The organism is Thermus sp. H19.2 (assembly GCF_054979525.1).
The window spans coordinates 120,308-131,885 of sequence record NZ_JBUFDB010000002.1 but is presented as its reverse complement, the minus strand read 5'-3'; the positions used below and the strand labels follow the sequence as shown (position 1 = coordinate 131,885).

At 67.9% G+C, this 11,578-nt stretch carries 10 protein-coding genes and 1 CRISPR repeat array; all 10 genes read right to left on the bottom strand.

The annotated features are described in order from the left end of the window. Positions 1-36: 36 nt before the first annotated feature. Positions 37-2,823: a CRISPR-associated helicase Cas3' gene (gene cas3, locus ACY5J6_RS12910; protein ID WP_462846771.1), complete on the bottom strand. Its 2,787-nt coding sequence runs from the start codon at positions 2,821-2,823 to the stop codon at positions 37-39. Then, the gene (locus tag ACY5J6_RS12905; RefSeq protein ID WP_462846770.1) at positions 2,820-3,809 is read right to left on the bottom strand and encodes a helix-turn-helix transcriptional regulator; all 990 of its coding nucleotides are present in this window, start codon (positions 3,807-3,809) and stop codon (positions 2,820-2,822) included. The genes cas3 and ACY5J6_RS12905 overlap by 4 nt, the downstream gene beginning before the upstream one ends. A gap of 191 nt (positions 3,810-4,000) precedes the next feature. Then, a CRISPR array of direct repeats spans positions 4,001-4,642; the repeat unit is 29 nt; unit sequence GTAGTCCCCACGTGCGTGGGGATGGACCG. A gap of 3 nt (positions 4,643-4,645) precedes the next feature. Then, the gene (locus ACY5J6_RS12900) at positions 4,646-5,749 is read right to left on the bottom strand and encodes an MFS transporter (RefSeq protein ID WP_462846769.1); all 1,104 of its coding nucleotides are present in this window, start codon (positions 5,747-5,749) and stop codon (positions 4,646-4,648) included. Positions 5,750-5,758: 9 nt separating this feature from the next. Further along, positions 5,759-7,015 (bottom strand): TRAP transporter large permease, encoded by a 1,257-nt coding sequence (locus ACY5J6_RS12895; protein WP_462846767.1) that lies wholly within the window; start codon positions 7,013-7,015, stop codon positions 5,759-5,761. After that, complete coding sequence (locus ACY5J6_RS12890) at positions 7,012-7,479, bottom strand: TRAP transporter small permease (RefSeq protein WP_462846776.1); 468 nt, start codon at positions 7,477-7,479, stop codon at positions 7,012-7,014. Before ACY5J6_RS12890 ends, ACY5J6_RS12895 begins: the two co-directional genes overlap by 4 nt. Continuing rightward, a complete protein-coding gene (locus ACY5J6_RS12885; protein WP_462846766.1) occupies positions 7,479-8,525 on the bottom strand; it encodes a DctP family TRAP transporter solute-binding subunit in 1,047 nt (348 codons plus the stop codon). The genes ACY5J6_RS12890 and ACY5J6_RS12885 overlap by 1 nt, the downstream gene beginning before the upstream one ends. Then, positions 8,522-8,770, bottom strand: coding sequence for a lipoyl domain-containing protein (locus ACY5J6_RS12880; RefSeq protein ID WP_462846765.1), 249 nt, complete (start codon positions 8,768-8,770; stop codon positions 8,522-8,524). Before ACY5J6_RS12880 ends, ACY5J6_RS12885 begins: the two co-directional genes overlap by 4 nt. Next, positions 8,761-9,741 carry an alpha-ketoacid dehydrogenase subunit beta gene (locus ACY5J6_RS12875; RefSeq protein ID WP_462846764.1) on the bottom strand — a complete coding sequence of 327 codons (981 nt, stop codon included), beginning with the start codon at positions 9,739-9,741 and terminating at the stop codon, positions 8,761-8,763. Before ACY5J6_RS12875 ends, ACY5J6_RS12880 begins: the two co-directional genes overlap by 10 nt. Beyond that, the gene (locus tag ACY5J6_RS12870; protein ID WP_462846763.1) at positions 9,738-10,709 is read right to left on the bottom strand and encodes a thiamine pyrophosphate-dependent dehydrogenase E1 component subunit alpha; all 972 of its coding nucleotides are present in this window, start codon (positions 10,707-10,709) and stop codon (positions 9,738-9,740) included. Before ACY5J6_RS12870 ends, ACY5J6_RS12875 begins: the two co-directional genes overlap by 4 nt. Next, complete coding sequence (locus ACY5J6_RS12865) at positions 10,660-11,532, bottom strand: TrmB family transcriptional regulator (protein ID WP_462846762.1); 873 nt, start codon at positions 11,530-11,532, stop codon at positions 10,660-10,662. The genes ACY5J6_RS12870 and ACY5J6_RS12865 overlap by 50 nt, the downstream gene beginning before the upstream one ends. Positions 11,533-11,578: the final 46 nt, after the last annotated feature.

The window sequence follows — 11,578 nt, the reverse complement described above, 5'->3', positions numbered from 1 at the left end:
CAGGCTAAGCCCGGTTCCCGACATCCGCTGACGGATTCAAACGGGCCGGTAGACCACCCCGAGCTCCGGGTCCAGCTCCACCCGGAAGGCCCCCGCGCCGGACCCGAAGACCCGCCCCACCTCCAGAAGGCGGAGGCCCCGCAGGAGGCCGCTTTTGCGCCAGGCGGGTGGGGGTTCCTCCTTCAGGAGCTCCTGGGGAAGGGGAAAGCGGGAAAGGCGCACCGCCCGCCGGAAGAGGGCCTCGGCCTCCTCCCAGGAGATCTCCCCCTCCAGGGGCGCCCTCCGCCGCCCCTCCCGGTCCATATACAGCCCCTCCCCCACCCGGAAGAGGGGCACGGCGGCCACGCTGGGGTCCCCCAGGCGGGTGAGGAGGCGCTGGGTCTCCGCCTTCTCCTCGTCGTCCTCGAGGCGCTCCTGGGCCACCAAGGCGCCTTCGTCCCAGTAGGCGAGGAGGCGGTCCAGGCTGCTCAGGGAGAACTTTTGCGCGGTTTCCTCTTCCCTCTTGCGCCGGGCCTGGAGGCGCTCCAGGCTCTTCCTCGCCCGCTCCCGCAGGCCCTCGGGAAACCTCCCGGGGTCCTCCGCCTCGTAGACCTCTTCCAGGAGGGCCTCGAGGTCCCCGGGCACACGAAGGCGATCACGTCCCGAAAGCGCCCGCCAGGTGGCGAGCAAAACGTACTCCTCGTAGACCCTGTCCCAGTAGAGGGGCTTCCCGAAGTCCAGGTCCCCGGGTACGCCCAGGAGGAGCCGGGGGCGCGCGTGCCCTTCGGGCCTCGGCCGCTCGTGGCGGTGGAGCCTCCCGGAGCGCTGGAAGAGGAGGTCCACGGGGGCGAGGTCCGTGTAGAGGAGGTCAAAGTCCAGGTCCAGGCTCTGCTCCGCCACCTGGGTGGCCACCAGGATGGCCCTTTTAGGCCTAGGCCCCCCCTTGCCGAAGAGGGCGAGGGCCACGCCTTCCCTAAGGGCCCGCTCCTCGGCGGGAAAGCGGGCGTGGAGGAGGAAAGCCGGGGTGCCGTCCGGTAGGACCTTCCCCACCACCTCGTCTTTCCGCTCCGCAAGCGCCCGGTGCACCTCTTCCCAAGCCTCCCCAGCCGGAGCGCCCTCCAGGCGGCGCGCCAACTCCCCCAGGGTGAGCCGTTCCCCCTCCCCCAGGGCCCGGTAGAGGGCCTGGGCCCGGTCCACGGTGTTCACGATGGCCCCCACCGCCCCGGGAAGCTCCTCCCGAAGCCTCTGGGCGAGGGGCGCCACCCCTACCTCCCGCAGGACCTCGAGGGCCACCTCCACCTCCCGGGCCGGGGGCAGGGAGCGGGCCTTCACCCCCTCCCCCACCAGGACCACCCGGGGGTAGGGGCCGAGGTCCTGTCCCTCCACCCCCTCCCCCGCCCAGGCCTCGAGGAGGGCCCTCCGGCGGGAAGGGGGGAGGGTCGCGGTCATGACGATGGCGCTGGAGCCCAGGGCCTTGAGCCACTTGAGGAGGGCTTGGAGGAGCCCCGAGGTGTAGACGTCATAGGCGTGGACCTCGTCCAGCACCACCACCCGGTTCATGAGCCCCCAGAGGCGGATGAAGTGGTGCTTGACCCTAAGCACGCCGAGGAGGGCCTGGTCCAGCGTCCCTACCCCATAGGGGGCGAGCATGGCCCGCTTGCGGGCGGAAAACCAGGCCGAGGCCACGGCAGCCCCTTCTTTTTCTTTCCCCTCGTCCCACACCTGGGCGGGGCTAGCCCGCTCCAGGAGCTCGGCGTAATGGGGGTTGAGGAGAGCAGTGCCGTGCTGAAGCTGAAGCTCCAAGCGGCCACCCTCCTCCAGGCGCTCCAGAAAGCCCTTCACCCGGGGGAAGAGACCGTTGGCCGTGGCCTGGGTGGGCAGGGCCACGTAAAGCCCCCGGTGGCCGAGCCCCGCCTGGAGGAGGTGATGGGCGTAGAGGGCGGCCTCCGTCTTGCCCATGCCCATGGGGGCCTCCACCAGAAGGAGGACTGGGCTCTCTGCCCCTTCCAGCAGGGATGGGACGCCCTCCTGCAGGGTGTTGGGCTTTGGGATGTAGGGAAAAAGCTCCCGGAACCCCCTCCTCAAGGTAGCTTCGCTGACCTGGGCCGGGGAGAAGGCGGGCCAGCCCAGGCGGTCTAGGGCCTTTTTCGCCAGCTCTAGGGCCTCTTCGTAGTAGCCCGGGGCAAGCGGATCTCGGCCGTAGGGGAAGAGACTCGGGTCCGAAGCCACCCAGTCGGCGAAGGAGGCCAGGGCCATGACCCGGAGCACGGCCTCGGGCCTCGCCTCCCCGCCTTCCAGCTCGGGAAGCCGGGCCCTGAGCCTTTGGAACAGCTCCTCCAGAAGCCACCCTCGGACCTTCCACCAAAGGGGGCCTTCCTGTTTGAGCTGGCAGCGGGCGGCTTTTTTCTCCTCGGGGCTTGCCAAGAAGCCGTGGTGGGCCCCGAGGGCGGCGGCGAGGTCGTTGGCCGCCCGTTCGGGAAGCCCCTTCTCTTTGAGAAGCTTCTTCAGGAAAAGCTCGGTGAAGACCCCGTGGGCCACCCGGTCTAGGCCCTCCTCCAGGGGGAGGCCCGCCGCCTGCACCCGCCTCGCCCCCTCCTCCCAGGCCGCCTGGAAGACAGGGCTCGCCTTGCCCAGGTCGTGGAGGCCCACGAGGAGGGCTACCCAAGCCACGGCCTCCTCCGGGGAGAGACCCCAGTCCCGGGCGTAAAGATCCCGGGTCCGCGTGGGCTCGCGGAAGAGCACCGCCTGGGCCACCGCCGCCGCGTCCAGCATGTGGGCGAGGAGGGGGTGGAAGGGGTTCCCGCTTTTGGCCCAGAGGGCGAGCGCGGCTTCCTTAACGTTCATGTGCTTACCCTAGAAGCGGCTCCCGACACCTCTTGTCGGGTTCCGTAGAGGGTTAGAACCCGCTCCGCCTCCTCCAGCCAGAGACGCCTTAGCTCCGGGGGGCTCAGCACCTCCACCCGGGGGCCGAAGCTTTGCACCCAGGCCAGGACCTCCCAGGGCACCCCGTCCTTGAAGGGGGCGGCCTCGAGGCGGGCGAGGAGACTCCCATCGGGAAGCTCGCCCTCGAGGTGGAGGCCGGGGTAGTCCCCTTCCAAAACCCGCCAAGCGGCCTCCGGGGCGAAGCGGAGGCGGACCTCCACCCCCCTATCCCGCACCCCTACCACGCCCCAGGCCCGGCGCAGGTAGGCGTTGGGGTCAAAGTCCGGGGGGATCTCGTAGGTTTCCTCCAAAAGGCGGGCATGGCGCATGCGGGAAAGCTTGAAGGTGAGCACGGCCCGGTGGTAGGTGCGCTCGTAGCCGATGGCGTAGAGGCCCAGGTTGGTCCGGTTGGCCTCGAGGAAGTAGACCAAGAGCTCCTTGGGCCGCCAGTTTTTGGAGCCCCCGGAGCGGTATTCAAAGGCCAGCACCCGCCTATCCAGAAGGGCCCGGGCCACCATCTCCAGGGTGCGGCTTTCCCCCCGGCGTTCCTCCAAACCCTGGGCGCTCCGTAGAAGAAGGCCGCGCAAGGGCTCGGGAAGCATGAGGGCCAGTTTGTCCAGGGCCATGCGGTACTGGCGCGTGGGGGCCTGGTGGTAGAGGAGCCTCCCCGCGGCGAAGAGGGCCAGGGCCTCCACCGGGTGGAGGGAAGGGGGGCGGTCGGCGATGCGGTATAGCCCCCGGGCCACCCGCTCCAAGGAAAAGCCAAGCCCAAGAAGGGCTTCCAAGTCCCGCTCCACCGTGCGCTCGCTCACGCCGAAGCGGCGGGCGAGCTCCCCTACCCGCATGGGCCTGAGCTTCAAGGCCTCGGCCATCTCCAGAAGGCGGGCGCTTTTGACCTCTTGTCCCATACGCTCAGTCTAGGCAAGCCCCCCTTGTCAGGGCCTGGCTTTGGACCATGCTATACTGGGACCAGCGCCCACCTTGGTCTTTTCACTCTCCGTAGCCGGGCGCTGGGGAGCTTGACAGGAAAAACCCGCAACCCTTCCTAAGTAGACGCATAAAGGGGGGTCAGGGGTTGTTTTTGCCGTCCTGGTCATGTGTAGTCCCCACGTGCGTGGGGATGGACCGGAGCCCCCGCTCCGGCCCGGCCTGGACTGCCGTAGTCCCCACGTGCGTGGGGATGGACCGTACGCCCTCGCCATCGTTGACGAGGCGGCCATGTAGTCCCCACGTGCGTGGGGATGGACCGGAAGTCTCTGACGGCCACAGCCAGGGCAACGAGTAGTCCCCACGTGCGTGGGGATGGACCGGAGGACCCGAGGGAGGTGGAGGCCCTGGCCCGGCGTAGTCCCCACGTGCGTGGGGATGGACCGTAGAACGGCTGGGGCCCCCGTACGTGCCGGGGAGTAGTCCCCACGTGCGTGGGGATGGACCGAACCCGGCGTCTACCCGGGCCCGGGCGGGGTCGTAGTCCCCACGTGCGTGGGGATGGACCGGCGGAGGTGGACCCCGCCCTCCTCCGGCTCTAGTAGTCCCCACGTGCGTGGGGATGGACCGGTCTCTCCGGAAGCGAAAAGGAAGGACCTTTGGTAGTCCCCACGTGCGTGGGGATGGACCGGACTACGGGCATCCCGAGCAGATAGGGCGAGAGGTAGTCCCCACGTGCGTGGGGATGGACCGTCCACCACGTCCCCATGGACCACCAGGTACTCGTAGTCCCCACGTGCGTGGGGATGGACCGCTTCTACCCTTGCGCCCTGAGGGTCCCCCAGAGGAAGGCCAGCGCCAGCCCCTGGAGGAGGAAGAGGCCGCCGAAGGCCACCTCGTAGCCCAGACTATTAATCACTGGACCTATCCCAGCCTGGACCAGAAAGATGCCCAGGACCCCGGCCAGGTTGACCCAGGCCATGACCCGGCTCGAGGTCCCCGGGAACCGGGAAGCCGTCAGGGCGAGGACCAAGCCGTTGAACCCGCCTCCGAAGCCTAGCAAGGCATAGGACAACCCCAGGCTTCCTCCCAAGGCCAAAAGGACAAGCCCCCCTGCGAAGACCCCTATCCCCAGGCCAAGGGACCTTCCCGTCCCCAGGGCCGCCGCCAAGCCCCCGCTGGCGAAGGCCCCGAGGACGGAAGCGAAGTTGAGCAAGGCCAAGACCCGCCCCACCTCGTCGGCGGCAAGCCCTCGCTCGTAAGCGTAGGCCCCCACCCAGAAGCTTTGCAGGGCGAAGAAACCCCCAATGTACGCCCACGCCACCAGGGCTAGGGGAAGAAGTTTCCCCGGGGCCGGAGCGCCGCCTTCTCTGTGCCTCGGACCGCTCCCCGTGGGCACCGCCCGCACCCAAAGAGCGAGGCCCAGGCCCAAGGCCCCAAGAACCCCATAAACCCCCCGCCAGCCCCAGACCTCGGCAAGCCTGACCACAGGCCAGGTGGAAAGGAGTCCCCCAAGCCCGCCTAGGGCCACGGTCAGGCCGCTTAAAAGCCCAAGCCGCCCTGGGGCCAGGAGCTGATAGGCCCGCAAGGCCCCTACCAGGGCGATGGCCACCCCCACCCCCATGGCCAGCCGCCCCAGGGCCAGCAGGCCGAGTCCCGGAGCTAGGGCTACCAGGGAGCACCCCAAGGCGGCCACCCCAAGCAAGGCCGAGAGGGCGCGGGAAGGCCCGCACCGCTCCAACAGGTACCCCAGGGGCACTTGGGCCAGGGCGAAGGCCAGGAAAAAGAGGGCGTTGAGCGTCCCCAGGGCGGCCGGGGAGAGGCCGAGGTCCTGAATCGTGAGTCCGGACAAGGAGGCCCCCACCGAGCGGAGAAGGTAGGAGTAGAGGTAACCTAAGGCAAAGGGAAGGAGTTTAAGCATTTACCGGCCCTATTTCCCGGTCAGGTAGGGCCAGTAGGCCAGCAGGAGGAGACCTATCACGGAGGCCACCACGAAGGGCCAGATCTCCCGCCAGATCTTTTCTATGGGGAGGCCGCTCACCCGGGCGCTGACGAAAAGGTTGACGGCCACCGGGGGCGTGATCTGACCTATGGCCATGTTCACCGTCATGACGATGCCCATCCAGACAGGGTCCCACCCCAGGTGGGCCATGACGGGTAAAAGGATGGGGAGGGTGAGGTAGTAGATGCTCACGGCATCCAGAAGCATTCCCAAGAGCAGCCAGAGAAGATTGAGGAGGGCCAGGAGAAGAAGAGGGTTGCCCTCCAGGCCCAGGAGCAGCCAGGTGGCCTGCCCCACCAGGCCCACCGTGTCCGCCGCCCAGGCGAAGAGGCCCGCCCAGGCCACGATGGCCATCACCACCGCGCTGGACACCCCCGCATCCACCAGCACCCCAGGGAGGTCCTTGAGGCGCAGGCTCCGGTAAAAGACCATCCCCACGAAAACTCCCCAGAAAACCCCCACGGCGGCGGCTTCCGTGGGGGTGAAAACACCTCCGTAAATGCCGCCCAGGATGATGATCGGGGTGAGAAGGCCAGGGAAGGCTTCGGCGAAAACTCGTCCCAGGGGCAGGAGGACCACCTCTTTTTGGCCCCACCCCCTGGCCCGCACCACCAGCACCGCCGCCAAAGCCAGAAATCCCCCCATCAGGATCCCGGGGAGGATACCCGCCCAGAACTGCCGGGCCACCGAGGTCCCGGCCAAGGTGGCGTAGACGATGAGGGCAATGGAAGGGGGGATGATGATGGAAAGCTCTGCCGAAGCGGCCATGAGGCCGGCGGCGAAGCCGGGAGTGTACCCTTGGCGAACCATCATGGGGATCAGGATCCCGCCCAAAGCGGCCACCGTGGCCGGCCCGGAACCGGAGATGGCTCCCCAGAGCATCCCCGCTAGCACCGTAGCTAAGGCCGCCCCCGGCCGCCAGCCCCCCACCAGGCCGAGAAGGAGCCGCACGATTCTCTCGGCGATTCCCGCCCGGTCCATGACGGCCCCTGCCAGGATGAAGAAGGGGATGGCCAGGAGGGGGAACTTGGCGATCCCCGCCTGGAAGTTAAAGGAGACCACCTGAAGCCCAAGCCCTCCCAGGGCGATAACAGCCACCGCCGAGGCGCCTAAGGCCGCCGCCACCGGTACCCGCAGGAAGAGAAGGGCCAAGAAGAGGCCGAGAAGGAGCGCCCCGAGGCTCACCGTTCCCCTCCCATGAGGCTCCGCATCGCCCTCTCCAGGGCCCGAGCCGCCACCCAGAGGTCCAGAAAAGGGGTGGGCAGGGTGTAGACGGCATTAGGGATTCCAAGGGAGGGGGAGATGGCCCTAAGAGCGAGGTCGTCCGCAGCCTGACGCCACGCTAGGTAGGCCAGGATCAGAAAGAGAAAGGCGAAGACCAGAAACCCTAGGCCCACGAAGGCCCGCCGCCAGGGAGAAGGAAGGGGCTCGGTAAGGGCCACGAAGCGGATATGGGCCCCTTCTGGGCCTTCCCTAAGGCCGATGGCAATGCCCAGGAGGGTAACCCAGACGAAGGCGTTGACCAGGAGCTCCTCGGTGAAGGCTAGGGGATAGCGGAAGAGGTAGCGGGTGAGGACGTTGAGAAAAGCCAGGGCCACCATCCCCCCCAGGAGGACGGCCAGGAGGAACTCCTCCAGGCGCCGTAGCATCACCGGGCCCGCTTCTTGTCCGCCTCTGCCTGGACCACCAGGGTGGAACCGATCTCGCCCATCCAGCGCCGCACTACCCCCGCGACCCGGTCGCGGAAGCGGCCGATCTCCAGGGGTGAGAGGACCGTCACCTGAACGCCCTGGCCTTTAAGGTAGGCGATGGGATCGGTGATCTCCACCTTCACTCCCATGGAGGCCAGGTACTTGAGGGCGCTCCCGTCGTCCATGCCCGCCCGGGCCAAGGCCTTCTGGTAGCGGGCGGCCTCGAGGGCGGCTTCCTGGATGGCCTTCTGTACCTCGGGCGGGAAGGTCCGCCAGGTTTGAGCACTGGCGGCAAAAACGAGGGGATCGATGACGTAGTTCCACACCGTCAAGTAGCGCTGGCCCAGCTCCCAGAGCTTGTAAGGGATGATGACCCCCACGATGGGGTTCTCCTGCCCCTCAATGACCCCCTGCTGCAGGGCGGTCAGGGTCTCCGAGAAGTTCATGGAGGTGGGGTTGGCCCCCAAGGCCCGGAAGGTGTCGATGAAGATAGGGGCCCCCACCACCCGGATCTTGAGACCCGCCAGGTCCTCCGGGGTCCGGACGGGTCGCTTGGAGTTGGTGAGCTGTCGGTAGCCGTTCTCTCCCCAGGCCAAGGGCTCCGCCCCGAGCTGCCTCAGGCGCTGGAAGATGGCTTTGCCGGCCTGGCCTTCCTCCACTGCGTCCAGCTCCCTGTAGCTGGGGAAGAAGAAGGGCAGGTTGAAGAGGTTGAGCTCCTTCACCTGGGGCGACCAGTTAATGGTGGATCCGATGGCAAAGTCCGCCACCCCGGTGCGGAGGAGCTGGAACTCGTTGGTCTGCTGCCCGGCGAAGAGCTGGCCCGAGTAGTAGACCTTGATGTTCACCCGCCCCCCCGTCTTCTCCGCCACCAGCTCGGCGAAGCGCTGGGCCCCCATACCCCAGGCGGTGTTGGGGGCCACCACCACGGAGAGCTTGTACTCGCTCTTGAACTGCGCCGATGCAAGCCCTAAAAGCACCAGAACCCCTACCAGCCACCGCTTCATCCTGCCACCTCCTCGTAGTACCCCAGCACCGTGCCCACGGGGTAGGTCTTCCCCACCTCCGCCAACACCTCCTTCAGGACCCCGTCCGCCTCGGCCTCCACCTCCACCAGAGCCTTGTCGCTCTCTACCCGGAAGAGGGGCTCGCCCTTGTGAAAACCTTCTCCCATGGCCTTCAGGAACCCCTGGAACGTCCCCTCCTCCATGGTGAGGCCGAGCTGGGGCATAAGAATCGGTTTCAGCGCCACGACAACACCTCCTTCACCGCCTCGAGGATGTCCTCCACCTGCGGGATGACCCGCCTTTCCAAGGGCGGGCTGAAGGGGATGGGCACGTGGGCCGCCCCCACCCGGACGACGGGCGCTCTAAGCCGGCCGAAGAGCCTTTCCTGAAGGGTGGCGGCGATCTCCGCACCCACCCCCAGGAAGCGCCAGGCCTCGTGGGCCACCACCACCCGCCCCGTCTTCTCCGCCGAGGCCAGGAGAGTGTCCCAGTCCAAGGGGTAGAGGGTCTTCAGGTCCACCACCTCCGCCCAAACCCCCTCTGCCGCCAGGCGGTCTGCCGCCTCCAGGGCCTTATACAGGGTAAGGCTGTAGCTCACCAGGGTGAGGTCCTTTCCTTCCCGCACCACCTCCGCCCGGCCCAGGGGGGTGAGGACCTCCCCTTCGGGGACAGGGCCCTTTCTGCCGTAGAGGGCCTTGTGCTCCAGGTAGAGCACGGGGTCCTCCGAGCGGATGGCGTTTTTCAGAAGGCCCTTAGCGTCCTTGGGCGTAGCGGGGGCCACCACCTTGAACCCCGGGAGGTGGAGGAAGAGGGCCTCGAGGCTCTTGGAGTGGTGGGCCCCGGCAGAACGGATGGCCCCGTCGGGAGCGCGGATGACTAAGGGAACCTTCAGCCTCCCCCCGGACATGTAACGGAGGCTGGCCGCCTGGTTGGCGAGCTCGTCCATGGCGAGCAGAAGGAAGTCGGCGAAATGGATGTCCAACACGGGCCTCGCCCCCACCAAAGCCGCCCCCAGGGCCGCGCCCACCAGGGTGGGCTCGCTGATGGGGGTGTCCCGCACCCGTTCCAGGCCAAACCGCTCCGGAAGGCCCTTAAACTGGCCGAAGATGCCCCCCTGCTTGGCGATGTCCTCCCCCATGAGAAAGACCTGGGGGTCCCGGGCCATCTCCTCCTCCATGGCCTCGCGGGTGGCCTCCGCGAAGGTGATCTCCCTCATTCTCCCTCCCACGGGTAGTCCCGGACCGGCTCAGCGAAAAGGTCCTGCAACGCCTCCTCGGGATCGGGCCAGGGGCTCCTCTCCGCCTGGGCCACCGCCTCTTGCAAAAGCCGCTCCTCCTCTTCCTCCAAGGCCCGAAGCCTCTCCTCGGGAACCCCGTGGGCGAGGAGGCGCTCCCGGTGGCGGGCCAAGGGGTCTTCCCTTCGGGCCCGCTCCACCTCCTCCCGGCTTCGGTACCGCTCCGGGTCCCCCACGTAGTGGCCCTTGAAGCGGTAGGTGAGGACCTCTAGGAAGGCGGGTCCCTTCCCTTCTCGCACCTCCTTCACGGCCTCCCCCGCCACAGCGTAGACCTCCTCCACCTCACAGCCGTCGGCGAGGCGGTAAGGGATGCCATAGGCCTCCACCAGGGCCTTCACGCGAAAGGCATGGCTCTCCTCAAAAGAGGTGGTGGAGGCGTAGCGGTTGTTCTCCAAGACAAAGAGCACGGGAAGCCGCCACAGGGCAGCCAGGTTCAGGCCTTCGTGTAGCACCCCCCGGCCCAAGGCCCCATCGCCGAAGAAGCAGAAGACCATCCCCTCTGCACCCCGAAGCCTTAGCCCCAGCCCCGCCCCCACGGCGATGGGGATACCCCCGGCCACGATGCCATTGGCCCCTAGCATCCCCCTGTCCGGGTCAAAGAGGTGCATGCTTCCCCCTTTGCCCCGACACACCCCCGTGGCCCGGCCGAAGAGCTCGGCCATCATGGCCCCGGGGTCCACGCCCACCGCCAGGGCATGGCCGTGGCCCCGGTGGGTGCTGGTCAGGTAGTCCCCGTCCCGGTAGTGGTCCAGCACCCCGGCGGCCACCGCCTCCTGGCCGATGTAGAGGTGGACGAAGCCCGGGATCTTCCCGGCCCGGAAGAGGGCCTCCACCCACTCCTCAAAACGCCGGATCCGATACATCGTCCGGTAGAGCCGCAGGGGTTCCATGGGCCTCCTCCCCCGTCACCATGCGCCTGAGGTCCTCCCGGGCGGTCCACAGGGCGGTGAGCTTGTCCACCCCGTAGGCCAGAGTCATCTCCGCAAGCACTACGTCGTGGCGCACGTACTCCTCCGCCACCAGGACCAGGGCCGGATCCCGGGTGCGCACGGCCCAAGCCCTTCCCCGCTCCGCCAAGTTCCCCACCACTACCTCCTCGTGGTCCCGCACCACCACGAATAGCTTGGCCCTTAAACGCCCCTCCACGATCCGAGGGTCCACGAAATGGTGGAAATACACTTTGCCCAAGTCAGGGTGGGCCCGGTCCCCGAAAAGGACCAGGCGCAGGGACACCCCCCTTTCCCGGGCTCCCCGGAGGGCCTCCTGGAGGGTATCCAGCTGGTTCTGCCAAAGGGAGAGGGTGAGGGCCCTTCGGGCCTGGTCCACCAGGGCCCGCGCCTCGGCCAGGGTGCGGGCCGCCCCCCGCACCCGCCAGATGGCCTCCACGGGGCGCTCCGGGGCGAGGCGGGAGAGGCTTTCCCGGGCGCGGGCGAAGCGCTCGCGGGCCTCCACCTCGAGGCGGGATAGGAGCTCTTCCGGGGAAACGGCCCCGTAGTAGACGCCCTCCCCCTCCTCCACCCGGTAGGCCGCGCCCCGGGCCACGAGCTTTTCCAGCGCCTGGTAGACCATGGACCGGGGGACCCCGCTCCGCTTGGCAGCCTCGTAGCCCTTGAGCCTTCCCCCCTGGAGGAGGGCGAGGTAGACCCGGGCCTCATATGGGCTGAATCCCAGCCCTTGAAGATCCCTTAGGGCCACCTCTCCCCCCTCGGCCATGGTGGTTAGCCCCCTGACGCCTTATGGGATAAGCTAATCCTCACCA